The organism is Collimonas sp. NPDC087041, from assembly GCF_044745265.1.
GTDB lineage: Bacteria > Pseudomonadota > Gammaproteobacteria > Burkholderiales > Burkholderiaceae_D > Collimonas.
The window spans coordinates 68,728-95,265 of record NZ_JBIUZX010000011.1; the positions used below are offsets into that span (position 1 = coordinate 68,728).

Annotated in this window: 31 protein-coding genes; 3 read left to right on the forward strand and 28 right to left on the reverse strand. The window is 55.3% G+C overall.

The genetic code is table 11. From position 1 onward, the window contains the following. Positions 1–31: 31 nt before the first annotated feature. The 24 genes from ACIPF8_RS18915 to ACIPF8_RS19030 form a co-directional block, all read right to left on the reverse strand. Positions 32–334 carry a hypothetical protein gene (locus tag ACIPF8_RS18915; RefSeq protein ID WP_400423930.1) on the reverse strand — a complete coding sequence of 101 codons (303 nt, stop codon included), beginning with the start codon at positions 332–334 and terminating at the stop codon, positions 32–34. Between the two features lie 11 nt (positions 335–345). Further along, on the reverse strand, positions 346–2,097 hold the full coding sequence (locus tag ACIPF8_RS18920) for a hypothetical protein (RefSeq protein WP_400423932.1): 1,752 nt from the start codon (positions 2,095–2,097) through the stop codon (positions 346–348). A 68-nt stretch (positions 2,098–2,165) separates the two neighbouring features. Continuing rightward, on the reverse strand, positions 2,166–2,807 hold the full coding sequence (locus ACIPF8_RS18925) for a hypothetical protein (RefSeq protein ID WP_400423934.1): 642 nt from the start codon (positions 2,805–2,807) through the stop codon (positions 2,166–2,168). Next, positions 2,808–3,095, reverse strand: coding sequence for a hypothetical protein (locus ACIPF8_RS18930; protein WP_400423936.1), 288 nt, complete (start codon positions 3,093–3,095; stop codon positions 2,808–2,810). Continuing rightward, positions 3,095–6,412 (reverse strand): host specificity protein J, encoded by a 3,318-nt coding sequence (locus ACIPF8_RS18935; protein WP_400423938.1) that lies wholly within the window; start codon positions 6,410–6,412, stop codon positions 3,095–3,097. Before ACIPF8_RS18935 ends, ACIPF8_RS18930 begins: the two co-directional genes overlap by 1 nt. Continuing rightward, positions 6,412–6,999, reverse strand: coding sequence for a tail assembly protein (locus tag ACIPF8_RS18940; RefSeq protein WP_400424187.1), 588 nt, complete (start codon positions 6,997–6,999; stop codon positions 6,412–6,414). Before ACIPF8_RS18940 ends, ACIPF8_RS18935 begins: the two co-directional genes overlap by 1 nt. 540 nt (positions 7,000–7,539) lie before the next feature. Beyond that, positions 7,540–8,286: a C40 family peptidase gene (locus ACIPF8_RS18945; protein WP_400423940.1), complete on the reverse strand. Its 747-nt coding sequence runs from the start codon at positions 8,284–8,286 to the stop codon at positions 7,540–7,542. After that, positions 8,283–8,984 (reverse strand): phage minor tail protein L, encoded by a 702-nt coding sequence (locus ACIPF8_RS18950; protein ID WP_400423942.1) that lies wholly within the window; start codon positions 8,982–8,984, stop codon positions 8,283–8,285. The genes ACIPF8_RS18945 and ACIPF8_RS18950 overlap by 4 nt, the downstream gene beginning before the upstream one ends. Further along, positions 8,981–9,319, reverse strand: a complete 339-nt coding sequence (locus tag ACIPF8_RS18955; protein ID WP_400423944.1) for a phage tail protein — start codon at positions 9,317–9,319, stop codon at positions 8,981–8,983. Before ACIPF8_RS18955 ends, ACIPF8_RS18950 begins: the two co-directional genes overlap by 4 nt. After that, positions 9,319–12,765, reverse strand: a complete 3,447-nt coding sequence (locus ACIPF8_RS18960) for a phage tail tape measure protein (protein WP_400423946.1) — start codon at positions 12,763–12,765, stop codon at positions 9,319–9,321. Before ACIPF8_RS18960 ends, ACIPF8_RS18955 begins: the two co-directional genes overlap by 1 nt. A 56-nt stretch (positions 12,766–12,821) precedes the next feature. Continuing rightward, on the reverse strand, positions 12,822–13,067 hold the full coding sequence (locus tag ACIPF8_RS18965; RefSeq protein ID WP_400423948.1) for a DUF1799 domain-containing protein: 246 nt from the start codon (positions 13,065–13,067) through the stop codon (positions 12,822–12,824). A gap of 62 nt (positions 13,068–13,129) precedes the next feature. Next, positions 13,130–13,441 (reverse strand): phage tail assembly chaperone, encoded by a 312-nt coding sequence (locus ACIPF8_RS18970; RefSeq protein WP_400423949.1) that lies wholly within the window; start codon positions 13,439–13,441, stop codon positions 13,130–13,132. A gap of 39 nt (positions 13,442–13,480) precedes the next feature. After that, positions 13,481–14,137 carry a phage tail protein gene (locus tag ACIPF8_RS18975; protein ID WP_400423951.1) on the reverse strand — a complete coding sequence of 219 codons (657 nt, stop codon included), beginning with the start codon at positions 14,135–14,137 and terminating at the stop codon, positions 13,481–13,483. A gap of 63 nt (positions 14,138–14,200) precedes the next feature. After that, positions 14,201–14,548 (reverse strand): DUF3168 domain-containing protein, encoded by a 348-nt coding sequence (locus ACIPF8_RS18980; RefSeq protein ID WP_400423953.1) that lies wholly within the window; start codon positions 14,546–14,548, stop codon positions 14,201–14,203. Further along, positions 14,545–15,021 (reverse strand): HK97 gp10 family phage protein, encoded by a 477-nt coding sequence (locus ACIPF8_RS18985; protein WP_400423955.1) that lies wholly within the window; start codon positions 15,019–15,021, stop codon positions 14,545–14,547. The genes ACIPF8_RS18980 and ACIPF8_RS18985 overlap by 4 nt, the downstream gene beginning before the upstream one ends. After that, positions 15,014–15,340, reverse strand: coding sequence for a phage head closure protein (locus tag ACIPF8_RS18990; protein ID WP_400423957.1), 327 nt, complete (start codon positions 15,338–15,340; stop codon positions 15,014–15,016). Before ACIPF8_RS18990 ends, ACIPF8_RS18985 begins: the two co-directional genes overlap by 8 nt. Then, entirely contained in the window at positions 15,340–15,891 is a 552-nt protein-coding gene (locus tag ACIPF8_RS18995) for a hypothetical protein (protein ID WP_400423958.1), read from the reverse strand. The genes ACIPF8_RS18990 and ACIPF8_RS18995 overlap by 1 nt, the downstream gene beginning before the upstream one ends. Before the next feature lie 3 nt (positions 15,892–15,894). Then, positions 15,895–16,095, reverse strand: a complete 201-nt coding sequence (locus ACIPF8_RS19000) for a hypothetical protein (RefSeq protein ID WP_400423960.1) — start codon at positions 16,093–16,095, stop codon at positions 15,895–15,897. Between the two features lie 76 nt (positions 16,096–16,171). Beyond that, positions 16,172–17,485 (reverse strand): phage major capsid protein, encoded by a 1,314-nt coding sequence (locus ACIPF8_RS19005; RefSeq protein ID WP_400423962.1) that lies wholly within the window; start codon positions 17,483–17,485, stop codon positions 16,172–16,174. A 63-nt stretch (positions 17,486–17,548) separates the two neighbouring features. Further along, complete coding sequence (locus ACIPF8_RS19010; RefSeq protein ID WP_400423964.1) at positions 17,549–18,511, reverse strand: S49 family peptidase; 963 nt, start codon at positions 18,509–18,511, stop codon at positions 17,549–17,551. Next, positions 18,508–19,749 (reverse strand): phage portal protein, encoded by a 1,242-nt coding sequence (locus ACIPF8_RS19015; protein ID WP_400423966.1) that lies wholly within the window; start codon positions 19,747–19,749, stop codon positions 18,508–18,510. Before ACIPF8_RS19015 ends, ACIPF8_RS19010 begins: the two co-directional genes overlap by 4 nt. Positions 19,750–19,909: 160 nt before the next feature. After that, on the reverse strand, positions 19,910–21,598 hold the full coding sequence (locus ACIPF8_RS19020) for a terminase large subunit (RefSeq protein ID WP_400423968.1): 1,689 nt from the start codon (positions 21,596–21,598) through the stop codon (positions 19,910–19,912). A gap of 9 nt (positions 21,599–21,607) precedes the next feature. Further along, positions 21,608–22,009 (reverse strand): hypothetical protein, encoded by a 402-nt coding sequence (locus ACIPF8_RS19025; RefSeq protein WP_400423970.1) that lies wholly within the window; start codon positions 22,007–22,009, stop codon positions 21,608–21,610. Positions 22,010–22,712: 703 nt separating this feature from the next. Further along, the gene (locus ACIPF8_RS19030) at positions 22,713–23,066 is read right to left on the reverse strand and encodes a hypothetical protein (RefSeq protein WP_400423972.1); all 354 of its coding nucleotides are present in this window, start codon (positions 23,064–23,066) and stop codon (positions 22,713–22,715) included. Between the two features lie 125 nt (positions 23,067–23,191). On the opposite strand from ACIPF8_RS19030, the gene ACIPF8_RS19035 reads away from it, so the two are divergent. The 3 genes from ACIPF8_RS19035 to ACIPF8_RS19045 all read left to right on the forward strand — a co-directional run bounded on the left by ACIPF8_RS19035 (position 23,192) and on the right by ACIPF8_RS19045 (position 24,642). Then, positions 23,192–23,446 (forward strand): type II toxin-antitoxin system RelE/ParE family toxin, encoded by a 255-nt coding sequence (locus tag ACIPF8_RS19035; RefSeq protein ID WP_400423974.1) that lies wholly within the window; start codon positions 23,192–23,194, stop codon positions 23,444–23,446. Then, complete coding sequence (locus ACIPF8_RS19040) at positions 23,430–23,756, forward strand: helix-turn-helix domain-containing protein (protein ID WP_400423976.1); 327 nt, start codon at positions 23,430–23,432, stop codon at positions 23,754–23,756. Before ACIPF8_RS19035 ends, ACIPF8_RS19040 begins: the two co-directional genes overlap by 17 nt. A gap of 499 nt (positions 23,757–24,255) precedes the next feature. Then, complete coding sequence (locus ACIPF8_RS19045) at positions 24,256–24,642, forward strand: hypothetical protein (RefSeq protein WP_400423977.1); 387 nt, start codon at positions 24,256–24,258, stop codon at positions 24,640–24,642. Here ACIPF8_RS19045 and ACIPF8_RS19050 read toward each other — a convergent pair. The 4 genes from ACIPF8_RS19050 to ACIPF8_RS19065 are packed head-to-tail and all read right to left on the reverse strand — an operon-like array spanning position 24,639 to position 26,342. Then, a complete protein-coding gene (locus ACIPF8_RS19050) occupies positions 24,639–25,187 on the reverse strand; it encodes a hypothetical protein (protein WP_400423979.1) in 549 nt (182 codons plus the stop codon). The two genes, ACIPF8_RS19045 and ACIPF8_RS19050, sit on opposite strands and share 4 nt — an antisense overlap. Then, a complete protein-coding gene (locus ACIPF8_RS19055; protein WP_400423981.1) occupies positions 25,184–25,474 on the reverse strand; it encodes a hypothetical protein in 291 nt (96 codons plus the stop codon). The genes ACIPF8_RS19050 and ACIPF8_RS19055 overlap by 4 nt, the downstream gene beginning before the upstream one ends. Then, on the reverse strand, positions 25,471–25,938 hold the full coding sequence (locus ACIPF8_RS19060; RefSeq protein WP_400423983.1) for a hypothetical protein: 468 nt from the start codon (positions 25,936–25,938) through the stop codon (positions 25,471–25,473). The genes ACIPF8_RS19055 and ACIPF8_RS19060 overlap by 4 nt, the downstream gene beginning before the upstream one ends. Further along, complete coding sequence (locus tag ACIPF8_RS19065; protein ID WP_400423984.1) at positions 25,935–26,342, reverse strand: hypothetical protein; 408 nt, start codon at positions 26,340–26,342, stop codon at positions 25,935–25,937. The genes ACIPF8_RS19060 and ACIPF8_RS19065 overlap by 4 nt, the downstream gene beginning before the upstream one ends. Positions 26,343–26,538 lie beyond the last annotated feature (196 nt).

Consider the following 26,538-nt stretch of genomic DNA (forward strand, 5'->3'; position numbering starts at 1 on the left):
GAAGGTGGCTTGTTTACTGCGATGAAAAGAGTTAAATCAGTTGCGCCCGGAGCGCGGTGATTTGGTTCTCAATCTCCTGGAGCCTTGTCTTATCGCCGTTCAAAAAATACTCGCGCGTCGCTCGTGGCTGAAGCGTTTGCTCAATTTCGGAAATCTTGGCGAGGATTATCGTATTGGAGGCAACAATAGGCACGTCGGCCGGCTCCGGTGTATTGCCCTCGGAAAGCCACTCGAGATATTGAGCGTACTCCGCGTTTCCGTCTGCAAAAGGAATGGTTTGATTAGAGTCTACTTTCGTTACGTAACCATCCAAAAGTGATAATTTGTACGTCATACCAATCCTTTCTAATAGAGTTCTGCTTGAGCGTCGATATACATATTTGGCCCCAGACTCAGCTGATTGGGGACAGCGCTGAAACCCGGTGAGTACCAAGTTAAGAATTGAGCAATATCAACACCGCCAGCCGTACTTACTTGTCCCGAGCCTCCGTTGGTGATGTATTGAACACCGCCGGCCACCATTGACCACTGGTTCGCACCAGGTGCCGAGGACGCATAATTTCCGGGTGACATGTTGGTGCTCATTGTTGCTGCAACCCGGAACGGAACGGACACGGGCAAAATAGCTGCAATAGATTGAGATCCACCGCAGCAATTGTAAGTTGTCTCTCGCCATCGACGGTAGTATCTATAACAGAGCTGCTGCTCTGTCTGAATATGCCGAAATTCAGGTGCGCTCAAAATAGTTCCCGGCTCCAAAGAAACTTCCCCGATTTTCCAAGTCCCCGATGTCTGATTAGTTACAGTAAATGCCAACTGAAGTCCGGTGGAAGCGGCTTGAGGAATCAGTGCTGATGCCGAAAATCTCGTCACTGCAGGAGTTAAAGTAAATGTTCCTGATGCGATAGGAATCACCGTAGTGAAATTGTCTACAGCAGTCGGATACCCCAATGCCCAAGTGACTGTCGTCAACAAGCTATTGGCCATATCCACACCAAAAACCACATTACTTCCGCAAAGCTTGAATACATTCTGTGATTCGATGCGTTGGGAATATTGGACAGCTGTATTACCTGCCGCCCCTGTGATCTGATAAGCATACCGATTCGGAGAAACTGAAGTATCAAAAATTTGCTGGCCAGTCACCGCTGCACCAGTCGCATACGCCCAGAATCGATCTAAAGTGTATGTGACTGCATTGACAGGAATCGTCTGTGCATTTCCCCTGTTTCGTTGGTCAATACGCATGTCACCATTGATGATTTTATTTCTGAATCCTGCAAGTGGAGCAATTGTTGCTGCGGCACGAGTATCCGTGACTGAGTTAATTGCTGTAGCGCCGGTTGATACTCTCGCAATTGGAAAGGTGCCAGACGCGTAGGCGGCCAAATTCCTGACCACCTTCCCATCTGCTTGCACCGAGACGTACCATACTGCCGATGCAGTCAGTGCAATCGTGCCATCGGGGACGGCAACAACATTATTGTCCTGGCGGACATTACCGCCAAAATAGCCAAAAATTAGCGCTGCCGTTGTTGCGACATTCTGGCCAAAGCCGATCGCGGCAGCGGCGCCTGTTGCTGCCGCTGCAGAGCTCGCCGCATTCGATGCCGACTGTACAGCGCTCGTAGCTTGTTGGCTTGCTGTAGCGGCGCTTTGCGCCGACGAGTTCTTCGAGTCAAGTGCCGAAGCAGCTGAGCTTCCTGCAGCAATCTCCGATGCCCCTGCACGGTCAGCGCTCACCAACGCGGCATTCTGCGCGGCGACTGCTTGCTGGACATACAAAATCATATCCGGTAACGCCGTTCTGAGCGGCCCAAATGTAACGATCAGGTCAGCGACCTGCGCAGAAAGCGCGGCGAGAATACCCTGCGTTTGAAAAATTCCGTAGTCAGAATTCGCAACCGTCGCTCCACGATATGCAACGGCCAGAGTTGCCGAAGTTGCGCTTGTGACGGCGTCAATTTCGTACACTGAAAGATCTGGCCCGAGAAATGCAAATCCAGATTTGACGTTGTTGACAAAATCAGTGCCGGTACCGGTAATTTCCCTTTTGCCGTTAGTCACGGCGATCTTCCCAGCTTTGTACCAACTCATATGAATCCTTTGGACGTAAAAAAAGCCACCTCAAGGTGGCATCAAAAGTGGCTAAAAATTCACGGCAGCTATGCGATTCCCGTCAGATCAACCAACAGCAAATCGCACTGCCCGTTATAGACAGCCGAGGTTCCAGACGCGTAGGTGAACGAGGTCGCAAAAACAAACAACTCGGTCGCCGTTACGCGCGCTGCCATCTGAGACAAAATCGGCTTGGCACCTGGCGTTCCCGTTACTCTCGGCCTGGTCAGAATCGTCCCCCAATTCCCCGCTGGAAGATCGGCAATCTTCCCTCCCGTAGTTCCCGAACCCACGCTGACATCGGATAGCAGGCTATAAATCTTGAGCGCCCGTGTTCCGGAATCGAACGTAAGTTGCCCTGCCGAGTTATAAACTCGAAGACCATAGCCATTTGATGGCGTCGGCACCGACGAATCGAACAAATACCAGTACACGGTTGTCGCTGTAGCTGCTGCGATCCGGTATGTGTAGGTGTTGCCACTGCGCGTTGTTGCAATAATCGTCGCCACCGCATCGGGACTCTTTAGGACAATCAGCGGGTTGATTGCGGAAACCGAAAACTCCACGTAGCTGTTTGCGACATTTGAGGTCGTCACCCAGCCGGATTGTTTAAACTGCAGATTGAAATAATTCTGGTCAACTTGAATTACGCCGTGACTCCCAACCACTTGCAAACCATAATCTGCCATCTAAAAGACCCCGTAATGAATGATGCAATCAGCGGGAACAACGGATTGGTATCGCCAAGTTAGCGTGTTACCACTCACTGTGACCGACGTCGGCAAATTCGCCGCAGAACCAATGTTGCCGAGGGCAGTGACGACAAAAAACGGCATCCCTTGCAGGAAGCCGTTGTTTGATACCGATCCATCGACTCCACCGGTTGTGAGGACGCCTAAAATTCGTCCCAGCCGGTCGCTAATATCTACCATCAAGTTGCCCGCCGCATCCCAGCATCGCAATCCGTTGATTGCCATTAGACGCTCAGATTTCCGAGTTGAACCCGTTTGACGTTGTTGTCATCAAACACCCGTATTGCCTGTGAGTCCATAGTTAGTCTCCCCCAAGAGCCACTGCCGTTCATTTGAAATGTTCCCCCTTTGTCAAGCAGCCACACCGGCTGCCCAGTCGCGCTGTTCACTGCCGTCGATTGAATCGTGCTGCCGATCATCGCGTTCGTGATCCATCCAGTGCCAATCAGCGCCTGAGAGATGAATACTTGCCCGCCCTGAACCACGAACGGCGCCAACTTCACGGTGCCGTTCACGTCCAGCACGGCGAAGCGATCAGCCGCCACCACAAACTGGGACTGGAAGGAGCCGCTGCTGTTGTCGATCCCAAGCCCAAAGCCTGCGGCATACGTGGCGCCGGTCGGCGAATGTACCTGTAACTTCATGCTGTACATGGCCGATAGCTTCCCGTCCGTACTGGCAATGGCCGAGAGAGACTGCTGAGCAGCTGCTTGTGCCTGCCCGGCTGTAGCCTCGACCGTGGTGATGTGCGTTGCCATCGCACCCAACGCATCCGCAGTGGTGGTTGCCACCTCCTGAATCTTTGCTTCGTTTTCAGCCACCTTCGCACCAAGCACCGTTCTCACGATCGATGTAGCACTGTCAGCACCGATCGCTGCGATGATCTGCGTTGCCGCAATCGCATCCAGATTTTCGGCGGCGTTCTGCTGCGACACAATCGCGTTCCACACTTCGGCGCCATCGGGGTAGTTGTTCAACTCGTCGCGCAGATCTCCGATCATCTCGATCTTGCTCTGTAATTCCTGGCCGAGAGCGCTCTCATTGATCTGCCCGAGAAAATATTTTTCGTATTCAGTCGGATCGTTGCTCGACTGCCCGTTGACGCCGGCACCGGCTGGGTAGAACTGCCCCTCGTTGCCTGAGCGGTCGACCAGTTTTGCCCAGAAGTAGAACGATGTGCCGGCGGCCAAGCCCATCAACGTAGTGGAATTTTGCGGGTAGGCATAATCCGAAAGCTTGATGGCGTCTGCACGATCGGGTGTGCGGCTGTACCAGATCTCGGTACGCTGCGTATCTGACGCCCCCTGCATGGGGAATCCCCAGCTCAGGCCAATACCAAACACAAGGGCGGTGGCAATCAGCGAAGTCACTACCGGCGGTGGCGTAGTCTTACCAGTAAGCAGCGTCTCCACCGAATACGCGGGTATCGATTTCACCTCCAGCGGATTGACCGCCCGCACTCTTGCGGTGTATCGACCGGCATAGATCCCCTGCACCTCCACAGCGCTTTGGCCTGTGCGCGGTATTGCGATCCAGTTGCCATCATCCTTCCGCCATTCAGGAAGATAGGCCACAGCGTGCGCGGCGGCATCCCAGGCGATTGTCATCACCGTTGAGGACAGCCCTTGATTTACGACCTCATGCGTTGAAAGCAGGACATTTTCTGGCGGTGGCTGCACCGATGGCGGAATTACTGTTTCCGGACGAGTCTCAATACGTGTGCCATTATCGATATAGGCAAATTTCCCGGGCTCGTGCTGAACTGCGGTGATCTCATAGATGAGGCCATCTTTTTCCGTTACCGACAAGATTCTGTACGTTGGTGCAACTAGGTCGATATTGTCGACCGACCACACTGATTGTGCTTGCGGCAACACAGACCACGGAGCTGTTACGGTGACATTATCCCCGGCCACCGACTGGACGATTCGTGTTTCGGACACTGCCGTCGGTAGCATCACGGTCAGCTTGTCGCCGACAGAAACCACCGGTGCTTTATCCAGAGTCACGACGCGGCCGACGGCGGCACGAATCCGGCCGCCATTGCGGCGCCCCATTCGATGCGGATCCGCAACGCGAACAATTTGACCCGGTGCAGCAACTGCGCCATCAAGACCAACGCTGAATGAAATCGTGCCAGTTTCGAGGCGCGAAGTCAGCAGCGCCCAGTTACCAGCGCGCTGGGCCTGCCCCTGCGAGGTACACCCCATCAGCGTCAGTTCAGTTTGCTGAACTCCATATCGGGCGATACCTTCCCGATCCTCGACATATTCGACCTTCGCTCGATAAAAATCAGCAGGATCGTTCCAGCTGACCAAGGCCACAGTAAAACGCGACTTCTTGCTGCTGCCGACACGTACAAACTTCCCATCGATGACATTCGCCGCTGTGTACACGTACACGGGGTCGGTCGGCATGTCTGCCACGGTCATGATGCTACCGCCGGCCCAGTAAGAGGCCGCGCGGAATATCGAAGCCAAATCTTGCAGCAATTTGTATGCGGCGGCCTGCGTTTGAATCAGCACGTTGCAGGTAAATCGCGGCTCCATACCGCCCTTACCGTCAGACACCATCACGTCGCAATATTGGGCGATTTGGTAAAGCATCCACTTGTTCACCTGGGACGGACTCACAAGATGCCCCAGGCCGTAGCGGTCGCTCAGCACCATATCGTAAAAGACCCATGCCGGATTATTGGTCCAAGCAGGTTTGAAGGTTCCGTCCCAAATACCTTCGTATGTCCGAGAAATTTGATTGTAGTTGCTTGGCACTTTGACGATGCTGAGATACATGTCATATGCGCGCGTCGGCACATTCTGAAACTGTGACGCATCCACTTGCACGCCGACCAACGCGGTCATTGGGTATCGAAGCTTTGCGTCGATGATCTCGGTAATTGACGTAACACTCGTGGCATCAGCAACCGCTGTGCTGTTTGCATTGGGCGTGATCCGCCGGACACGAACATTCCACCCAATCGACGCCGGCGGTAATGCTACGCGATGACTGCGTTCGTATTTGGAAGTGGTCTTGCCGTTGAACGAGGTCGATAATACCTGCTGAAACGCTCCATTATCGGTGGAAACGTCAATGGCATAGTCGATACGATAGCCATTGATATTGCCGTTGCTCGTATCGGTTTTACTCAAAGCCGAAACTGCGAGCCGGATCCGGACGGCGGATAACTGTAGGTTATTGACTGCACGTACCCACGGCTGCGTCGACTTCAGATCGACGCCAATGCCGATCTCGTTCTCGACACTTGGGAAACCCGCAATGTGATCTTGAAACTGCGTCCCTGGGCGAAAATCGATCGTCACGCCGCTGAAATTCATGGAGCCATTGGGATTCTGCAACGGTGTTTCATTAAAGAACACCGACTGGAGTCCATTTGCGGGCCCAAGCACTTCCCCGTCGTTGATAATATCGAGCACCCTAGCGTATGCCGTGCTGTGCAGACTATCCGGCGATTCTGTCGGCGCGCTTCCGCCGCCACCGCCCTTGCCGCCCCCGCCAAACCCGCGAATTTCATTTGATACCATCAAAGTTGATCCTGTGCGTAGATTCCTGCAGATGCCACAGCGGACCCGACAATTAGTCGACCGTAGCCTTTTGGAACTGGATTTCCCTGGGCGCTTGTGTTGACGGGCCCGTTGAAGTTGTATGACGCCCCGTTGTTCGGATTGTCTTTTGCGCTCACACCCTTTTGTTGTGGCGAAAGCATTTGAATGACACCACCAGCCATCATCGCCATGCCTGCTTGCATGATTGGTGCGCCGGCACCACCACCGTAGAAGCTGATCACGGCACCCACCACAATTAGCACGGCACCGACAATTGTCTGTAAAACGCCACCGCGCTTTGATCCTGCCATGACGGGAGCAACACGAATATCGCAGCCCCCAGTGGGATCGCCCAGCTGATCTTGATTGATGTTTTTCTTGCCGACAAAGATCGCATATACAACCCCACGATCCCTGCTCGTCATCATCTCGCGTTCGAATCCTGGTAGCAAAACGCGCAATGCCTGGATCGCCTCTTGCGTACTTTCCACAGCCAATCTGTGGACGCGTCCGAATTGGGCTCCAAGTTTTCCGTACAGCCGGATTGTTCGAAGTTGTTCGCTCATTGATAGCCCAATAAAAAAGGCCAGCGATTTCGCTGGCCTTCTTGTTTCCAAAAATTGTTTGTACTGCGTATTGCGCAGCTTAGTCGGAGCGCTGTATGTCCGTTTTGCCGTTTTGATCAATCGTCATCCGGAACGACTTTGATTCACCTGGTCGCAAGATCGTTTCGCGTTGGGTCCAATCGTCTTTACCCGCACCGCATAGCCCTCGGCCAGACGGATCTCGTCCAGCCCGCAGGACCAACTCACCCGGTTCAACGTAAAAACTAGCGGTCTCCGCAGTTCCTAACCGGGCGGAAAGCACATTGTTGATGGAAAGAGCATAAAAGCACCCGCTTCCGAGATACCCGGTATCACGCGTAACAACGATCTTCGCCGATGCGCTCTCCGACTTGCTCTGGAACGCAAGCACTCGATCTGGCGCAGCAACTTTGACCTCTGAAAGTTGAGGCGGCGTTGTCGCGCATCCCGACATAAACGCCACAACCCCAATTACCCCCATAAATTTCCGCATTATTCCCCCAAAAATATTAATTCGAGGAATCATACAACAATGTCATCTTTGTAACGCAAAATCGCCCTGGTAACTTCCTGAAAATAGCCGCCATACACGTCACGTGATGACAGCCTGCCGTGGAGATGGTGCAGCATCAAACCGTCGCCAATGTATATGCCCGCATGATTTGGCACTCCGTTACTGCTGCGAATCTGCATCAGGATCACGTCACCAACCTGTGGCTTGTCTCCGTCCTTGATCGCCACGAATCCGGCCTGTGGAAATCCTTCGGTATAGAGGTCGCTCGATCCATCATTCCACCAGTCATCGGCCCGATGGAACTGTTTCAGCGAAATGTCGCGCTCTTGCTTGTACCAGTCGACGATAAGCTGATAGCAATCCAGCACGCCGTGCGAAAACTCCCGGCCAACCAGCGGGGCGAGGTAGCCGCTGGGCGAAATTGTCACCACCTCGCCGGCGGCCGGCGCGCCATCCACGCTATCCACACCAACAATGTGCCACGCCAGGCCGGAAGCCTCGCAGGCCACGCGGTCTGCCTGGGTGGGCGCGGCCGGCATGTCGGGGTGAGAGTGAACGACGGCCACAATCTCGCCTTTTTCCTCGGCCTCCGCGTAATCCTCACCAGGCAGGATGAAATGTTCCGTCCCCGCGGCGGCATTGCGGCATGCGATGTACTTCTCGCGGCCTTTTGCCACAATGACCAGCCCGCAGCACTCGCGTGGGTATTCGGCGACAGCATGCGCCTTGATGGCTTGCAAAGTAGATGTCTTCATGATCGGATCAAATCAGCAGCAGGGAAACTTCCAATATTGAGGACTTCGAATTCCCCAAAGCGCTTCTTGCAATCCGACAGGCGCCCGCCACATCGATCTAGGGCGGGGTCGGAAACCGGGTTGCCATCTTTGTCGAACATCGCAGCGCCTGTGTAACCACAGTACGGGCCACGGTAGCCGCCGCAGCCAAGCCACCAACACACGTTCGCTACTATCTGGCGCCGGGGAAGTTTCACCCCGTTGAAATCAAGCGCGCTCGAAAGCTCGAACTCGACAACCTCGCTCGTTTCACTAGTTTTCTGTTCAATGAACCAGATTTCTGGTGGGAACTCCTCATTCGGATCGGCATCCGGGTTCCCACCGGGGAAGTTCGCGGCATCCAGATACTTGCCTAGCGTCGTTTTGCGAATGAGGCGCGCGCCGGCCAGGTCATCAAGATAGATGCACAGCGCCGAAATCGAACCATCCACGTTTCCGACAGATAAAGTCGGCGCCGGCTGCTGTCCTGAACTGATTTTGGCAAAGCCCTCCGTCTTGATCGGCCAAGGCGCGTACTGCTGGCCCTGCCACCAGATCGGACCCGCTTGCGTGTACTCATGAAAATAGAGCGCATCGCCGCCGATCTCGCTGGCGTCCAGAACGAAAAGTTGTACTTTGGCGCCAGGCTCCAGCAGCTGAATATCTGCCGTGATCGTCATGCTTGAAAATCCTGCTCAAAAGTGACGGTCAAGGTGTACACGCCACCCCCGTTTGGCGTTCTGGTGTAGCCTCCAGCTTTCACAAGAATCTGCTCACTAAGCGGTGGCGTCCAAAGGAAGCTTCTGGCCCCACTACAGGAATCGAGAAAATTCATGATCGCCATAATTCGCGCCTTGTTCCCGACAAACGTGAGCGGCCACGATTCCGACCGATTGTTGATACCGTTCTCAGCCGTTTGCTTGTAGCCGTCCCCGAATCTGGCTGTAAGCACATCGAATTTCGTCGTGCCGGTCGCCTCGTTCTTCGGCAGCCATGTGAACACTTTCTTTGCCATTACGCCGCTACTCCGTTTCTCATATTCCAAAGCGAACCGCCTTGGCGCTGCGAGTCGCGCTGTGCCTTGCCAATGCGCGCATCGACAAACTCGCCCAACTCTTTGCCGAACTGCTGCAGCCCGTCCGGCGCCTTGACGTCGCTACTTCCATCGGATTGCACGTACACATTGACCTGCACGCCTGCGGTCGACGCAGATCCTGACCCGGTCAATCCGGCGACAACGGGAGCCAGGGATTTTTCATGCGATGTCACCATACCGGCCTGGCTGCCCATCATCAGGTAATCGTTGCCGCCGATTGTCAGCAGTTCTGGCCCGCGCTCGTTCACGCGGTACAGACCGCCGGCATCGGTTGGGCCGCCTTCCGCTCTGAACTGTGGGTTGAGAGTGAAATCTCCACCAGTGGCGGCTTGAGCACCGTCGGCGCCACCATACGACGTACCGCCGCCGAAATAGCTGGATGCCGCGCTGACGGCGAAATTGAGCAATCCGGAAACGGCTGCCCTGGCCTGGATGCGGATCATGTCCGCGATCACCGACTTGGCGAAGTCCGCGAAATTCAGTTTCCCCGTCATGGCGAAATTGACGATCGCGTCTTCCATGCCCTTGAATGAATTTTCAAACAGCGATTTCGTTTGGGCTGCGACGTTGGCCGCGTTGTCTAAATAGTTGTCCATCGCCGCAGTGGCGCCATTCCAACCGTTCTCTTGCGTCGCCCTGATGTCCTTGGTGGCTTGCCGCTCCTGCTCTACCCTCTTGTCGAGGTTCGCTTGCAGGATCGCCAGCTCTTGATCATATGTCGACGCGCTGATGCCGCCATGCGCCTCGCCTTTCTCCTTCGATGCGCGCAGCGCCTCGGCAGCCTTGTCAAACTCCTGTTGCACGCCGTTCAGACGGTTGAGTTCCTCCTTCGCGGCGTCTCCGAGGCCGGCGCCGGCAATCAGGTTATTGACTGCCTGCTGGCGCGTTTGGTATGAGGCAACCAGGGAGGCAGAAAACGCGGCAACCGCGTTGGCTTGCTTCACCCCCAACGCTGTCACATCGCTGAGGTGCTTCTCGTCGGCCGCTGTTTCCTCGTCCTGAAGCTTTTTCTTGAGATTCTGGGCTTCCTTCAGTGCCACGCCGCTCTTTTTCTGCTTGGCCACCTCGATCTGCTGATCCGCCAGCACAATTTCCTTCGACAGCGCCTCCTTCCGAGCCGCGTAGTCTTGATCAAGATACTGCCGGGTATCCAGCAACCCGATGTCGTACTGCGCCTTGATGGCGTCGGTTGACCGCTTGAGTGCGCGCTCCTGCTCTTGAATCTGGCCCTGTATATCCTTGATCTCGGAATTGAGCCCATACTCATTGGAGCGCCCCTTGCCAGTCTTCTTGTCCTTGTACTTGTCGTTGATCTTCGCAATGGCTGCCGCCTGATCCTCGCCGGACACTCCGAGCATGTTTGCGCGCCCGGTGTAGTTGTCGATCTCCTTTTGGCGCTTCTCGGCCTGCGTGGCGAACTCGGTATTGAAATTATCGAGCCAATTTCTGGCCGAAATTTTTGCGCTCTCCGCCTGCGCCTTGTCCGATTCCTCCTGTGCCTTCTTGTCGGCAGCAAGCTTTTCACCGTACAGCGGCGTAAGCTGCGCAATTGTCCGCTCCCGATAGCGCTTGGCAATGTCACTGCCGGCCAGATTAGGATTGTTTGCGACCGTGTACTTGTAGTTTTCAAGGATCTTGCCGATTTTTTCTTCCGGCGTTTCTGTGCGCCCGATGCCGAGCATTGCATCCCAAGCCGAAGTTGCCGCAGACTTGACATCGGCCCATCCGCGCATAATAGATCCCTGGTTGCTCCGGATTTGCGCGGTGCGCGTCTCAAGGGCAGATGCATAGGTCGCCTCTGCCAAGGTCGCAGCCGCCTGCATGTCACCCTGTTTTTCTAGGGCCACAATCTGGTCATAGACCGACAGCGTCAGGAAGTGATACTTGTCATTGAGTTCGACTATGGCCTTGGCCGGCTCTTTCGCCAGGGTTTCAAACTGCCCGATAGTGACATCGATTGCCTGGCCGGTCGCGTCTTGCATTTGGACTGCGGCGGATGCAATCAGTCCAATCTGGTCCGAAGTAAATTTTCCACTGTCCGCCAGCTGGTACACCGCATCCTTGGCTACACCTATGCTACCGCCGAACGCCGTGGCGTCGCCGGCAAGTGAGTGCAGCTGGCCGGCGGTGCTGCCGGCATAGCCTCCCGTCAAGATCAAAGCGTTGTTCAGCTTAGTCTGCTCTTCGTGGCCCAAGTACGCGGCAACCGCGAACGCCCCTAACGCCGCCGTCACGGCTCCAATGCCCAATGCCACCGGCGACAGCAGCGTCGTCATCAATCCGCTGCGTTCAGCGAAGATCGAGAACGAACGAGAAGCGCCCCCAAAGTTGCCCGAAGCCAGCTCCCGGATAATCACCCCCAGTTCGCGCCGCGCGGCGCCGGTTTCCAGGCTAAAGCCGTGCATCGCCTTCTCGCCGGCAGCGATCTGCTCGATGAATGGCGTCGCGGCGCCGGATACGCCAAGTTGCGCGGCACGATATTCCAGCAACTGCTTCGTCGACATGCCGGCCGTCGCAGCCTGGTCCTTCAACTTGGCAATGAACTGATCTGCCTTTGCGGTTGCATCGGCAGTCGTTTTGTTCAGGACGGCTTCCGACGCATCCAGCTTCTTGACGGCGGCATCGTACTGCTCGGCAGTAATACGACCTTGCGACCAGAGCGAAACCAGCTTATCCGTCTGCGTCTGCAATCTCTGAAATGAACTGGCGCCCTTTCCAATCGAACTCAGCGCGGCGTTGACTTCGTTGACCTGGTTCGCCGTGTCCTGGAAGTGCTTGTTCTGTGCCGCGATGCTAGAGGAGGAAGACTGCGCGACCTCCCCTAGTGAACGCGAAGCTGTCGCCGCGATCCGCGATGCCTCGATTTCCTGCTGCAGCGCCTTCGTTTTCTCAACAGAGGCACTTACCATTTCCTTGATGCGCGACGCCGCGGCTTGCTCGGATTCGGCGAACAGGGCAGCGGCGCCGCCTGCCGCTGTGTAACCCGATGCGAGATCGCCGGCAGCTGTATTTGCTGCTTTTTGAGCGGCCTCGACTTGGCGTAACCGCTCCAACAGTGGTGCCGCCGAGTCTGCGATGCCAAGTTGGGCGGCCTTAAGTTCAAGGCCGGCGATCTTGCCACCCTCTGCCGCGGCCACATTCCGCTGGAGCGACTCAACAAAGCGCTTCTGCGCAGCCGACATCACGTCGGCGGATTGCCGCGCCGCCTCGCCCATCGACGCCAACGCGGTTGCCGAAGCGCCAGCGGACTGGGTCGCTGTCGTTTCGAATTGCTTGACGGATTGGCCGCTTTTGACCAACTCAGCACTCAGATTGCTGGAGTCTGCCTCCACCATCAGTTTTATGCTGCCAAGCGATTCATCCATATTTCACCTAATTGAGTGCCACCCCTAGGTGGCGTTTGATTTGTCGCACGGGAGCACTATCGTTCTTGCATGACAACCAATGCTTCATTTTCGAGAACTCTGATGTCCTCGAACAGGTCCGACTGCCGCTCCTCCTGAATGCCCTGAAGCCGGAACACAAAAGGGAGAAGGTTGTAATCCAACCCGACTGCGCCGCCCGGGCCGACCCGCCATTGCGTAGAAATGGCACGAAAAACCTCGAACGCTTGCAGGTTGTCCGGCCATATCTCGATAAAGTCACCGCTCAAATCGTCTCGCGTCATGCCAAATGCGGCTAACTCGGCATCAGTCGGCCCTTGTTCGTAGAGCCCCCGGGCAAGGGCTCTTAGTTTCCCAGCCGCCCCTGAATCAGCTCGTCGGCGTACTTGCGATAAATTGCCTGTGCCGCAGCGTGGTAGTTCTTCACTAGGAGCGCGACAGATTCTGGTGAAAAATCGGCGTCGACGCCCGACCAGCCAACCGAAATGGCCAAGATGGTGTCGACATCGCTCAGCTTTTCGATGGTGCCGATGAACTCCTTAAAGGCGTCCTTGTCTTTGTGCTTGAACTCGAACTCAATCGACTGCTTCTTGTCACCTGGCACTGGGATGTCCACTTTCGCCTTGAAAGTGGGATTTGGATTCAATTTGAACGTCATCTATGTTCCTTGTGTAGTTGAATGGCGCGGCGCAGCAGCTTAGGTCGTGGTGGCGTAGCGAGTCACGGCCGCAACCAGTGAAAAGCTCGCTTTCACCGCCATGACCGAGTTTTTTACCAGCGATGGCGTCTTGTTCAGCGTCGCGTAGGTGTTGTAGAGAATCGATGCCTTCGACGGAAGCTGGATCCGGATGGCGCGAGGCTCACGGTCGTCGTCAGCGGCAGAGATCACGTCAAACCATGGCAGCGTTTGATCGTCGCCGAGTGACAGGGTGAATGACGACGCACCCTTCACGGTAGGAATTTGCCGCTCATCATCGTCCTCAAGGAACGAATAGGTGGCGAACTGCTGATCACCACCAGCCGACGCAAATTCCAGAATCTGCGTGATCTGCGTCCAGCTGGAAATCACCCGCAGCGAGCCTGTTCCGGCGCCGGTAGGGAAATGCTCCAGGTTCGATGTATTGATGCCTTCCAGCGTGACATCGTCGATGACGACAGCTTTGACACGGGCAATCCGCCCGGACAGTTTCGACCAGCCGGATGAAATTTCGACAATGTCCCCGACGACAACGCCGTGACCATCTGGCAGCGTGGCGACAGCTGAGGCCGCATTTGTAATTGCAGAGATTGCCTTGCTGGCGGCGTAGGCGGAAGCGATAGAGACTGTTGCACCATTCGGCAGTTTTACAGACATGATTTTTACCTTTCAAATAAAAAGACCACCGAGAAGGTGGTCTGGATAGTGGTTGCGCAAGTTTTACGCCGGACACCAAAAACTGAAATCGCAGCTTCGTCGATACGTTGCAACGGAGTTATCAAAAGCACTGAATGGCTCTCCAAGCTGTTCCGCGTTCAACACGCCGTCACAGACAATTGCAGCGGCCGCATCCATAATTTTGTTTGCCTCCGACCGCTTTGCGGCGAAGACGTCAATCTGAATGCGCGGGTTCCTCTCACGGGCTCGGCCCTCGAGAAAGCTGATGACGTTGCCGCCCACGCCAGAAATGGTCACGTAGGGAAGTGGTGTCCCCTCGGGTGCACTGTCGAAATAGATGCCACCGGCCGCAACACCCTCCAGGGCATCCATGATTTGCTTTTCGATCACTTGTAAATCTCCGCAATGGCTGCGCGAACGTTCGCGGCCAACTTAACGCGCATTGCGCTCAGTGCAGCATCTCTCTTCGCGCTGAATGCCGGTCTTAGGAAGGGATGCTTTTCAACCCAAATCTTGCGATTGGCCGCGCGATGGGCTTTGGTTGATACCCCCGCCAGCTTTGGAGGCACATACCAATGGCCGTACTCGACCCATGCGGCGTAGAAGGCGTCGACATCAGACTTCCCCTTGCGCCAGGAGACGATATATACCTGCCGATCACTGCTCGATAGCTCATCGATATGCTTTTGGTAGATCGCCGATTTAAGAACCCCCTTAAATTCAGGCGCCCGGGCAATGACTTCATCCTTCAGGACGGTGGCGCCGGCGTTCGCTGCCGATCTAAGTGCATTCCCGACGATTTGAGGAACCTTCTTAAGGTTGGCTTCGACACTATCAAACCCCTGCCATTCGAATTTAGCCATTGACCAACCCGGACGAGCACATCAACTGTAGTTCGCGTTTGCGACCATCGCGATCTAGCACCGCAATAATCTTGTATTTCACCCCAGCGCAGACCACGCGCATTTCGGCGCGCACGCCCGGCCGGTACCGAATCCGAAACCGTGTGGTTACTTCGCTGTGCGCGGACTGAGCGGCAAATAGCTCTCGCCCGCTCAGATCCTCTTTCTTCGCATAAGGACGGAATACGTCGCGCCATTCCGTTTGGAGGTCGCCCTGATCGTCTTTACCCCCGGGAGGTGACTGAATCACCAACTTATGCCGCAACTGACCTGCTCGCATCAGAACCTCGGCGACGTAGTAATGGGTTGCAATAGCGAATCAACGTAAGACGCCGGCATCTGCTGGAATGCCTGACCTGCAGAAAACAGTTCGCGCTGCTCATACGCCCATGCGCATGCCAGCAAAATCCATTGCTTCACTGTTGGATATTCCGCTATGTCAATGCCAGCTTCAAAGTCGATATACACAGGTCCGGTGCCGGAATTCCCAGACGTAGGAGACACGACAATGTCGCCGCCAATATCCAGCAGCAGAAAGCCACCAACATCGATTTCTGCACCGCCACACGTAATTTTGAGAATTTTGGTAGCACGCCCCCGAGATAGCGTGAAGTCCCCCGAAGGCATCACCTTTAGGGTCTCTCGATACAAGCCCTTCCGAATCGCCGATCCGGTCCGCGTTTCAGCCAACTGGCGCGCAGCTGGAATGATTTCCTCTTCGATAAACTGCTTGTCGCTTTCGTCATCGTCATCGATGAGACATTGAGCCCGCACTTTCTCAAACGTGACGGGCTCTTCCTCGTCAATCCATTTCAACAGGGCGGCGGCCATGAATTACTTCTGATCCTTGGAGTCGGTTTGGCCCTTTTGGTCCTTCTGCGATTTTGCATCCTTGCTCTTGCTTTGATCGCTGAATTCGACTGCAACTTTACCGTCGATCAACGCGTCCGCCGTGGCCTCATCGAAGCCGGCCACATCTTCTGGGCTGTAGGCCTTCCATGCCTTTACGAAGGTAACGATTTTCTTATCTGCCATGTCCTACTCCTGACTTTTTGCTACGTTGAGAAAGCTGCCGCCGGCGAACCCGGCGGCAACGAGGGGCAATCGATGATTACGAGCCCCAGGTGACTTTCGTCAGCACCGAGATCGATTCCACATGGCGCGGGCCAAAATCGTGCTTGGCGATCACGCGGACCAGAGTCTGGTCGCGCTGGAAGGCGCTGACGGTCTTGCCGGAGCCATCCTCGTAAGACGCTTCCTTCGAATAGTCGATCATCAGCGTTTCGTCTTCGCCGATGAAGCAGTCGCCGAAGTCGGCAAAGTAGATTTCGGACTCGTTGGCGCCGGCGCCGAGATTTGTCGGCACTTGAGTGGTCTTTCCGACCGGATAACCCTTCAGCTGATTCTGAGCCATTTCCGGATACACACGATTGCCGTTGCCGTCACGCAGGCTTTCCAGGAAGCGGAACACGCGAGGAGCCATGATCCAACCCGGGGTCGTGAGATTGGCGTCCACGGTTTCCAGCGCCAGAATGGCCTTGCTCAGGTCCGTATCGACCTTTTGCACCGTAGCGCCGTCTGAGACAGGAATCAGATTTGTTGCCAATGCCCAGAAGCGCAGCCCCTTCGGCGTATCTGCGCTGCCATCGTCTCGGATGAAAGCCTTGTCTTCGCGCGTTGCCAGGGCACTAGTCAGATCGCCGACAACTACCTGGTCCACATTGGGGTTAGAACCCGAGTACGCCAAAAGGTCATTGGAAATTGGCACCAATGCCGCCAGCTTCTTGGCGCTCAATTTGAGGTCGCCGAAGCTTTGCTCAGACGCTGGAACATCGGCGTCTGAGCCAATGTAGCCAACAATCGCGCCGCCTTTCAGGCGCGGGATCGTCACGTTACCGTTGTTCAGGGGCATCGTGCGAGTACCCAGCCGGCGGACGACTGCTTTCGGGCGCAACAGCTCGATGATTTCGCTGGAGAGGTTCTGCGGAACCAGGATGCCGCCTGCGCCCGGTGTCAGCGTATTGAGTGACATGGCAACTTCGTCACCGAAACCACGGTCGATTGCGATTTGCGCGGCGCGCCGGCCGTCGCCCTGAGCGGCAGCCAGAGCACGGACCATCTGCGCAACTTTAGCGCCTGGCAATTCTTTTGCTTTAGGTACTGCAGCGTAAGCCGGTGGACCCTGTGCCGGCGCTGCCGGATTGGTCGGCGCATCCACCGGCACCGCAGACACTGCCGCCAAACGTTCCGCGGCGATCGCGCGATCCAGTTGCGCGGTAATCTCGCCGAATTTCGCTTGCAGCACGCCGAACTCGGCCAGCTGCTCCACCGACAATTGGCCGCCGGCGCTCTCGATCGAGGCCAGGGCTTGAACAGCGTCATTGATCTTGGCGCGTTCGCTGCGTAACTCATTTACTTTTGACATGTAGTACTCCTGAAATGAAAAAACCGCCCGTAGGCGGCTTGGTTGCTTTTCCCGCGAACGCGGTTAAAGTTTGATTTGCATGGCCATTGCGGAGGCCCGTGCGGCAATTTTGGTGCGGGGTGCGCGGTCGGCTCGACGTTGCTGAACTGAGGTCGCCAGACGGTTGACGGCTGCCTGCGGCGTTTCGATCCGATCCGCCAAGCCCATATCAATTCCGCGCTGGCCAGAGAACACACCAGCTTCTGTCGCGCGAACGGCGTCGACGGTCAAGCCGCGATACTGCGCCACAGCGTTGACGAATTGCTCGTAATATCCTTGAACCAGATCCTGCAGGAATGCCAGCGATTGATCCGAAATCGGTTCATTCGGCGTCAGATCGTTCTTATGCGCGCCGGCATACACAGTTGTCACCTTGACGCCTTGCTGCTCAAGGCGCTTGGACATGTCAATATGTTTAGCAATGACGCCGATTGAACCGACTCCTGAAGTACGGCTGGCGACGATGTCCGAGGCTGCCGCCGCGATCAGGTATCCGGCTGAATAGGCGTTGAAATTGACGATTGCGGTAATTGGCTTGATCGCCCGGGCGGCAAAGATGTCGTCTGCAAGCTCGAAGGCTCCGCTGGTGCTTCCACCGGGCGAATCCAGATCCAACGCGATATGCTCAACAGCAGGATCAGCAAGTGCCTGGTTCAGCTGCGTGCGCAGGTCTTCATAGTTCGTCATGGTTTCGCAGGGGTTCATCTGCGTGCCCCGGCTTACCAGCACACCATGCACCGGGATGACCGCCACGCCTGTGGACGCGATCGCCTGCCGCCGCTGCTCTTCCGCGCGCGCTGCACGAGTATCGGCGCTGTTGCGATAGTCGTCATCCATCATCTTGGCATCGCCATTTTGAACGCTAAGATTGACAATATTCAGACTCATCACCTGGTTCGCCCAGTGTGCCGCCCGGTCAAGCATTCCTTCGTGGACCATCAGAGGCTGATTGAATATCAGGCCGGCTGTCCGGAAGTAGTCTCTCATTGCATGATTCCTTCTATTTCTGCGATTTGTGCCTTGGTTGGCAGGGTCTTGTCGCTGGGGGCTGCCCTGGCGTCAAGCATGTTCAGGGGCTGCAAATAAACGTTGCCACCGTCAATCGGTGGCAGATTCTCCAAGCGTCGAATATCGTTGACAGACAACCAGCCCCATTGACGAGCGATCGCGTAGGCGTCGTATCGGGATTTCTGATCGCCGCGGAGCAGACCAGAGACGTTAAATTCGATGAAATAGTCCGCGCGCTCGCTGGGTAGCAGCAGGTCGCGCATCATTGCCTGTTCGTGCCGGCGAATCCAAGGAAGCAACGTGTAAATTACAAATTGGATCGCCTGATGCTCGATATTGCTGAAGGTCGCCTTGTCTAATTCGCCGATCATGTGCGGCGGCACCTTGTATATCCTGGCGATGTCCAGCGCCATTAGCTTCAGTACACTGATCAACTCGGCGTCAGCATTCGTCATTGAGAGCGCGCGGAAGGTCATGCCCTCTTGTAACAAGGCGACCTTCTTTGCATTACCGCTGCCGCCGAATTTTGTTTCCCAATCGCTGACAATCCGATCAATTGCGGCCTGGTCCTTGATCGGAGGTGCTTCTCGCGCCCGCTCGATCACTCCGGCCAACGCAGTTCCGTTGGCGAAAGACTTGCCGGCGTACTGTTGAATGGCCTGCGCATGGCCCACCGCATTCGCATGCAGCAACACCGGTGAAAGTCCGGTATATCCGTTCAAACTTAGCCACCGTACGTGATGCACCATGCGCTGTGGCATCAACTCGCCGCCGTCCAGTTGGTAGTACGGCATCAAGTCGGCGCCCTTGAAAACTTGCATGCGCTCCGGGTAGACCGGATACAGCGCCGCAACCGACCCGTCGCTGTTGCGATCAATCAAACTGAAGCTGTTCCCTCGCAAACCCGCCAATATCTGACTCTGCTCCCGGTACTCGAACGGCGTTTGCCAACCATTCGGCGTAGAAGCAAGAATGTTGTACAGGGAATGATCCCGGGCAGGCAGGCGTGTACCGTCCCCGGTACGTCGGTACAGCTCAAGCGGAAGTTGCGCAATGCTCTCGGCAATCAACGAAACGCAGGCTTGTAGCGCAGTCAAAGACAGTGCAGACTGCGTCGTCACCAATTGCCCAGAGTCGGACCGTGTACCACCCAAACCAGAATGCCATTCCCCGCCCCCACCAGCTGCTGGGCCATCGAACATTCCGCGAAAAAACATCGTTATCCTTTACTGGCTGCACGCGCAACCAAATATGACCAGGCCAGCAGGCCGCCTCCCGCCGCGACTAAGGCGCACGGCACGGAAACCATGGCAATACCTCCTACGCACAACAGAAATCCGAGGATTCCCGCCGCGATTGTGAGGAAATCGATTAGTTTCATATGCCAATACCTTGGTCGTAGATTGATTGAGAGGACTCGGCGCCGACCATTGCCCGGGCGATCGCCATGATTGCGGCAACCACGCCGTCGATTTTGTTTTCCTGCTTTTCCTTGCGCGGATAGATGTTGTCCTTGGCATCCAGCTTCGCCACCACGTTCGACATCATCCAGGTCAGCACCGGGTTGCCGTCATGGTGCAATCGGCCTGCCTTGACTGCGCTCTCCAATTCCTTCATCGGCAGCGACATGTTCTGCACCGTTTGCCGGAACTCGACAGCAACTGCACCCTCTTTCATGAGCTCCTGCGCCAGCTGCGCGGCGCGCCACGGGTCGAATACGACCTCCTCCGGCGCATAGACATCCATATCAGCCAGCACCAAGTCGCGCACTATGGCGAAATCGATTTCTGCACCTTCATGCTGATCGAGGAAGCCTTCAATCACCCACTTTGTGTAGGAATTCTTGAACTTGCTCCCGGACTCGATTGCCGCCTCTGGCAGCGCGTACTTGCCAAACAGGTAGTAGTGGGTCTTGCCATCAATCTGCCTGGTGAAACAATCGACATCTGCGCAAATATCCGACCGTGAGGCCAAATCAAGTGCCTTCCAATTTTTATCGCCGATGAACTGCTCCCGACGCAGCGTCCGATCAGCGCACTTGCCCCACTCGATCATGTTCATCCACGCCGTTTTGGCTGAACACCAAATATTCAGATGTTTGGTCTTGAATCTGGTTTGTTTGGCAGCGCTCTGCACCGCCTGGCGTTGCTGGCTAAGCAAAAAGTCCTGGTCGACCGAAATTCCCATGTTCGGGTTGGCTTTTCGCAGCGCCTTTGGATCATCCCAAGCATCCTCCTCGTCCACCGTGTAAATGATCGCGAACAGTTCGTCCTGCTCAAGGGCACCTTCCAGCACCTTCTTAGCGTCCAGCTCCTGTTCGTAGCATGGCCCGGCAATGTTGTAACCGGCCGTGGTGATCTCAACCAGTAACGGCTGGTCGCGTGCCCCCATGCCGGTTTCCATCGTGTCGACCAGGTCAGACGAATCATGCTCGTGGTACTCATCGACGATCGCGCACGATGGCGATGAACCGTCACCTGGCTTACCGATGACTGGTTCAAATTTCGAACCGTCGGCGGGCGTTAGCAGCATCTTTGCCCACACTTCCGCGCCGATGGCGTCCGCCAGCTCGGGAGTGCGCTGAATCATTTGCTTGGCCGGCCGGAATACCTCCCAGGCTTGTTTCTCGGTAGTCGCGCCGGAATACACTTCGGCGCCGAACTCGCCGTCAGCGGCGAACATATACAACGCGATACCGGCGGCCAGAATCGACTTACCGTTCTTCCGCGGCACGGCAATGTACGCCTTGCGGTACCGCCGCCGCTTGTTCTTGCGATGCTTCCAGCCGAACAGAGCGCAGAAAATGAATTTCTGCCACGGCTGAAGCACAATCAATTCTTTAGTTTTTGCCCACTTGCCTTTTGTATGGGGCAGCAATTCAATGAACGAGCAAACGTCATCTGCAGCTTCAGCATCAAAGAAATACTTCGATGTTTTCTTCTTCGCGGACTCTAGGTCATCGAGGTGGCGCTTGCAGGCCAACTTCACCCACTTGCACGCGACAATCTTTCCCGCTACGACTTCGCGCGCGTAGCGATTTGCCGCCGTTACATGTGGATTGGCCATTGAACACGCTTACTTTCCTTTCTTGATCAGCTTGGCGAACGGATTTGCTGTCTGGGTCTTTGGCACCGACACTTTCGAGCGATCAGATGGCGTCATGCCGAATTTGCCGATCAGCGTTTCGTAACGCGTCAGCACTGCCGCCGGCACCATCCATTTCATATCCCGCATTTGTGCGAGAAGTTCGGCCGCCATCTCAAGCGATAAGCGATCCGAACGGCACAGAACGCCAGGCGCCAGCAAGCCAACGATTTCGAACCAGCATTTTTTTGCGCCGTCACTCATGCCGTCCGGAGGATCGCCAATTTCACCATTTGGCTCAGGCTCACCGTCCCGCTCGCGCCCGCGCTTCGGATTCTTATCGAATGCGCCACGCATTTGCAGCACGTTGGATGGGGTTCTTGGCCTTGCCATAAATCAACCCTTTTGAAATTTCATTTTGTGGAAATAAAAAAATTACTAAGCTGACGGTCTCGCGGACGTTCGCCCCCAGACTTTTGACTCCCCCTACCCCCTTGAGAGGTCCGAGGTGCCGTCGGCGCCACCATCCTGGCCCGCGTGGGCCTCTGGCTCGTGCGACGCCTCAGGTGCGTCGTCGCAATGTTCTTCGTGATGATCGCCGCCGCCACAGATAGCACACAGACGACCGCGCCCGACAACGTCAAGCGCACCTATGTTGCGCCACCAACGTTTCGGCTTCCATGCTTCCATATATCAGTGCTTTACTTTCCGCCCAAACCCGCCGTCTTCGGTCGCAGTCTTGATGTCGTGATGGCGCTTGCAAAGCGACTGCCAGTTTCGCAAGCTGTCCCAGAACAGCGCCTTTGCCCGTGCGATTAACCCAACATCCTTGCTTCCCATTGCCTCCCGCAGGCGGGGCGGCGTGATGTGGTCAACGACCGTCGCGGCGGTGACGATGCCTTCGCGTTCACAATGAACACAGAGCGGGTGCGCCCTCAGGTAGTGCGCCCGTGCTCGGGTCCATGCACTTGTGTAACCTCGTTCGTGCGCCGTGCCTCGCTGCGTCCGATCCTCAAGCTGGCGCAGCTTTTGATGCTTGGGACACCAGCGCTCCGCGCCGTCTACCAATGCCCCGCAGCCAGGAGCAGCACACGGCTTACGCGGTCGGCGCGGCACTCTCTTGTGCTATCAGGTGGATTCGCTCCCATTGGGACAGAATTTTTGCGGTCCTGATCTCGACATCGTCCAGCCCATCGACATTCAACTTCACATCGATGCTCGACACCGTCATTGCTTTCGGACTGGAGGACAGTACTGGCTGAACGTCAGTAACGGCCTCCATGTCCAGATCGACCGACGCGAACTCAAGCGACGCGCGCACGCCACTGCCGTGCTTTATCTCCTGGATCACTATTTTGCTGATGCCTTTGATCTCGTGACCGTTTGCCGTGTACACCTTCGTACCTAAAGAGGTGCCGTTACTCACAATCCGGATAGAAGATTTATTCATTGCAAACCCAATTGATAAAGAGGAGTGATAACGAAATGATTCACCTCGCATAACTCAGCACTGCACGGGGGATTTATTTATAGCCTTATATTGACTAAAGCTATAAATAGGCTATAATCATAAACATGAACTCGATCAAATGGACACCCAAAGCAGCCAAGCAACTCCGCAAGATGGACGCGCCAATCAGAGGCCCGATTCGTGATGCAGTTAGTACATTGGCAGCCATGCCCGACTGCCAGAACGTCAAGGCTCTGACCAAGCATGAATATGGATACCGGCTTAGAGTAGGCAACTACAGAGTGCTGTTTGACTGGTCAGGCGAAATCAAAATTGTTGAAATTCAAGAAGTGAGGAAACGCGATGAACGCACCTACTAACATCCAAATGATCAACGGGCCGGACGGGAAACCGGCCTTTGTTGTGATGCCCTACGATGAATACCTGCGGGCTTACGAGCAAGACCGTGACTTGATCCCTCACGAAGTCGTTAGCGCCACCGTCGATGGGGCAAGTCCTGTCCGTGCCTGGCGCGAACATCTGAAGCTGACACAGGCAGATGTTGCAGGCCGGCTGGGTATCTCGCAACCTTCGTATGCAAAACAAGAAGGCAGCGAGAACTTGCGCCCTGCCACAATCAACAAGATCGCAGCCGCGCTCGGCATCACACCAGCGCAACTCGATTTCTGATCAAGTGCCCTATGGCCACATCCGCGATAAGCCCAGCCTTCAGATGCAAAAAAGCCTCGGACCAATGAAGGTACGAGGCTTTGAAATTTGGTGCCAGCGGCGAGGAGCAGTCACTTTTACGAAAGATCGTGCTGGCTAATCTCCTCGCTGACTATCGAAACAACGCTCCCCAATCAGCTAAGGACAGTGAATCATAAACAAAAAAACCCGCCGAAGCGAGTTTTTAGAATTTTTGATACTTGAGGAGATTCGCGCATTCCAGTGCTATCTGCAAAGTGACTGCGACTTAAAGAATCTACTCAAATATCCGCCATCAATTCAACTGGTCGCACCGATGACGTGTATATGAAAACGGACTATACCGGACTGTTTTTTCCGGTGCAACAAAAATCTAACGAATCCCTTCACTTTTTCACACATACAGACGTTAGCTTTTTTGCTCCTGTGGCAACTATTGGCCATCCAATGTTACACTTGCTTACACTTTAAAAAAGGGGGGATGGCATTGGATGAAATCAACTGGGAACTCGATGCAGACCGGAAATCTATTCTGTTCACCATCTCCACAAACCCGCCAATGGCTTTCAAATTGAATGGCTCTCAAGTGGACGAGATGCTGCGAAATCTTGGCGATCTTCGCGCTCTGATGACCGATCAACATTCGAGTCGCTGGCCCTTTGGTCAAACTTTTGAGGCAGTGCCACATCCAGCTTGGAGTTCCGAACCGGAAGTTCAGAAAGGCAATTCAATCCTGCACATCCGAGATCCTCGCTATGGATGGCTTCACTACGTGATCCCTCGCGAACATGCGCGACAACTGGGTGGCATCCTCAGCACGCAGGCAGAAGCGCCAGCATCAGAACCTGGCCCTCTGCAACTGAACTAAGCGACTTCTTCGTACTGAATCATCGTGCCAACTAAATCCCCAACTGCAACTTGCGCTTCGTGGTCAACGTCTTTCAGACGTTCGATGATCTTGGACTTGTAGTCGTAAAGCGTACTCTTCCCAATTTTTGTTCGCTCTGCCACGCGAGAAATACTCAAGCCTTTTTCGTAATAGGATCGGATAATGTACTCGCGCGCTACTCGCGTCGACAAGCCACTGAAACAGCTCACCGCCCATTGGCTAAGGGTCGCGATAGCCTCTTTATATTCCTGCACCGCCTTATCCTTGTTCCCGCAACATGGGCATTCTTCAAAGCGCGGCGAGTATCGGGCCACGATACATGCTTTGTGAACTTCACTCAGTGACTCTACCTGTTTCCGGATAAATCCGGATTGCGCAGCACCGTCGATCGATACCAAACCTTTGCCGGTACCGACGGCACCAAGCTGCATCATTTTTGACATTGGTGACAACGCGTACTGCTGCGACGAATAGTTAAACGCAAACACAAGTGCTTCGTGGCTGTTGCTGAATAATTGAGTCATTTCTCACCTGTGGACTGTTTATTGCTGCTTTGAAAAAGATCCGCTACGGGCGGAACTACTGTGCGAGTCGCGTTAGCCAAACCCATGAACGCAATCTCGGTGTTATGCCGGCCACGTTGCTGAATCAGGTTCTCAACCTGCATCAGCACGCTGATGGAGTGATCGATAGCCGCCGTGACTTTCTCCAAATCCGGCCTTGATGATGAGCCACCGTTGCGCCAGTCGTGGAACAAGATCATGGTTTCAATGGTGTCGTGTAGTTCTGAGGTCGATGCGTTCGCGCTCATGTAACCACCTTTTGCAGTTCTTCCATGATCTGAAAATCCTTGATCAGGTCGCGCGCATAGCCGGCCGTCATCTCGATGGTCTCGGTACGCATGCGGGAGAGGCATTCCCGAACTGCCAACGTGTCAGCAGGAAACACGGGGGCGGCGTACTTGAGTTTGTTGGCTAGCTGCCGCAATGGGTCGAGAGTCAAGACGCAGCCTGTCCTACGCTCGTGAATCTCATAGGCTTCCACCACTCCCATGATGGCAATGGACGAGTCGTACCAAACCCCATCGCTGCGATCGCAATACACCGCCTGGCCGCGTGCGGTCGTGTCGATGGTGCCGTCCTGCTCCAGCTGGTCGATGATGGCTAGGAGCGGACCGAATACCGCATTTACCTTCCAGGGCTGCATCTTCAGCTTGATGTTTTCGCCAAGGGATTTGGCCCGATAGGGTTTGTTGCGCTTCTTGGTGGCCGTCATTTCCTATTCTCCTGAAAAAATCTCTCAACCTGCTTGATTGCCGCACCGCTCGAAACAGCAGTGCTGTCGAACCTGAGCAACGCCCAGCCCATTTCTGCCATCGCGTTGTACTTCTCCATGTCGGCGCGCATTCCGGCGCCGCGCGTGTGCCTGCCTTGTGTCCAGATACCGCCCTCGATCTCAATCGCCAGCTTACGGTCGGGCCAGGCAAAATCGATCCGCCATTCGCGCGTCGGGTGGAACTGGTGTTCGCGCGTCACCACCGGCAACTGCAACGCCCGCACCTGAAAATTGAAGAGCTCTTCGATTGGTGACGGTCCCTTTGCAGGCCGGCGTGGCATTTTTCTTGACACTGGTGTCGTTCCGGAAAGCTGTCGCGGCCATTTGCGAATTGCATTGCTCAAAATTCAGTTCCTTAGTTTTCTTGCAAGTAGGTTGTTTTCTGACCAGGTAGTGCGCTCAATCGCCGTCGCCTCGCCGACTTGAGCAAAATCTTTGCAAACCCGCTCAATCCGGAAACTCACCGAATGCGCGCGCTGGGAGTCAACCCGGCATTTCCCAAAACCCAGCTTCGCCATCGGTACGTCGGCCTGCAGGTTC

Bases quoted from the DNA above. Each gene is read 5' to 3' on its own strand.
- ACIPF8_RS19010 (WP_400423964.1), bottom strand. From the start codon at position 18,511: ATGAGAGACTACTTCCGGACAGCCGGCCTGATATTCAATCAGCCTCTG.
- ACIPF8_RS18945 (WP_400423940.1), bottom strand. From the start codon at position 8,286: ATGAAGACATCTACTTTGCAAGCCATCAAGGCGCATGCTGTCGCCGAA.
- ACIPF8_RS18950 (WP_400423942.1), bottom strand. From the start codon at position 8,984: ATGACGATCACGGCAGATATTCAGCTGCTGGAGCCTGGCGCCAAAGTA.
- ACIPF8_RS18990 (WP_400423957.1), bottom strand. From the start codon at position 15,340: ATGCGAGCAGGTCAGTTGCGGCATAAGTTGGTGATTCAGTCACCTCCC.
- ACIPF8_RS18995 (WP_400423958.1), bottom strand. From the start codon at position 15,891: ATGGCCGCCGCCCTGTTGAAATGGATTGACGAGGAAGAGCCCGTCACG.
- ACIPF8_RS18955 (WP_400423944.1), bottom strand. From the start codon at position 9,319: ATGGCAAAGAAAGTGTTCACATGGCTGCCGAAGAACGAGGCGACCGGC.
- ACIPF8_RS18975 (WP_400423951.1), bottom strand. From the start codon at position 14,137: ATGTCTGTAAAACTGCCGAATGGTGCAACAGTCTCTATCGCTTCCGCC.
- ACIPF8_RS19035 (WP_400423974.1), top strand. From the start codon at position 23,192: ATGAACTCGATCAAATGGACACCCAAAGCAGCCAAGCAACTCCGCAAG.
- ACIPF8_RS18920 (WP_400423932.1), bottom strand. From the start codon at position 2,097: ATGAGTTGGTACAAAGCTGGGAAGATCGCCGTGACTAACGGCAAAAGG.
- ACIPF8_RS19050 (WP_400423979.1), bottom strand. From the start codon at position 25,187: ATGACTCAATTATTCAGCAACAGCCACGAAGCACTTGTGTTTGCGTTT.
- ACIPF8_RS19015 (WP_400423966.1), bottom strand. From the start codon at position 19,749: ATGTTTTTTCGCGGAATGTTCGATGGCCCAGCAGCTGGTGGGGGCGGG.
- ACIPF8_RS19005 (WP_400423962.1), bottom strand. From the start codon at position 17,485: ATGTCAAAAGTAAATGAGTTACGCAGCGAACGCGCCAAGATCAATGAC.
- ACIPF8_RS18930 (WP_400423936.1), bottom strand. From the start codon at position 3,095: ATGGCAATCAACGGATTGCGATGCTGGGATGCGGCGGGCAACTTGATG.
- ACIPF8_RS19060 (WP_400423983.1), bottom strand. From the start codon at position 25,938: ATGACGGCCACCAAGAAGCGCAACAAACCCTATCGGGCCAAATCCCTT.
- ACIPF8_RS19000 (WP_400423960.1), bottom strand. From the start codon at position 16,095: ATGGCAGATAAGAAAATCGTTACCTTCGTAAAGGCATGGAAGGCCTAC.
- ACIPF8_RS18985 (WP_400423955.1), bottom strand. From the start codon at position 15,021: ATGGCTAAATTCGAATGGCAGGGGTTTGATAGTGTCGAAGCCAACCTT.
- ACIPF8_RS19040 (WP_400423976.1), top strand. From the start codon at position 23,430: ATGAACGCACCTACTAACATCCAAATGATCAACGGGCCGGACGGGAAA.
- ACIPF8_RS18940 (WP_400424187.1), bottom strand. From the start codon at position 6,999: ATGAGCGAACAACTTCGAACAATCCGGCTGTACGGAAAACTTGGAGCC.
- ACIPF8_RS18970 (WP_400423949.1), bottom strand. From the start codon at position 13,441: ATGACGTTCAAATTGAATCCAAATCCCACTTTCAAGGCGAAAGTGGAC.
- ACIPF8_RS18960 (WP_400423946.1), bottom strand. From the start codon at position 12,765: ATGGATGAATCGCTTGGCAGCATAAAACTGATGGTGGAGGCAGACTCC.
- ACIPF8_RS18915 (WP_400423930.1), bottom strand. From the start codon at position 334: ATGACGTACAAATTATCACTTTTGGATGGTTACGTAACGAAAGTAGAC.
- ACIPF8_RS18925 (WP_400423934.1), bottom strand. From the start codon at position 2,807: ATGGCAGATTATGGTTTGCAAGTGGTTGGGAGTCACGGCGTAATTCAA.
- ACIPF8_RS19030 (WP_400423972.1), bottom strand. From the start codon at position 23,066: ATGAATAAATCTTCTATCCGGATTGTGAGTAACGGCACCTCTTTAGGT.
- ACIPF8_RS18965 (WP_400423948.1), bottom strand. From the start codon at position 13,067: ATGACGCGAGACGATTTGAGCGGTGACTTTATCGAGATATGGCCGGAC.
- ACIPF8_RS18935 (WP_400423938.1), bottom strand. From the start codon at position 6,412: ATGGTATCAAATGAAATTCGCGGGTTTGGCGGGGGCGGCAAGGGCGGT.
- ACIPF8_RS19055 (WP_400423981.1), bottom strand. From the start codon at position 25,474: ATGAGCGCGAACGCATCGACCTCAGAACTACACGACACCATTGAAACC.
- ACIPF8_RS19025 (WP_400423970.1), bottom strand. From the start codon at position 22,009: ATGGCAAGGCCAAGAACCCCATCCAACGTGCTGCAAATGCGTGGCGCA.
- ACIPF8_RS19045 (WP_400423977.1), top strand. From the start codon at position 24,256: ATGGCATTGGATGAAATCAACTGGGAACTCGATGCAGACCGGAAATCT.
- ACIPF8_RS19020 (WP_400423968.1), bottom strand. From the start codon at position 21,598: ATGGCCAATCCACATGTAACGGCGGCAAATCGCTACGCGCGCGAAGTC.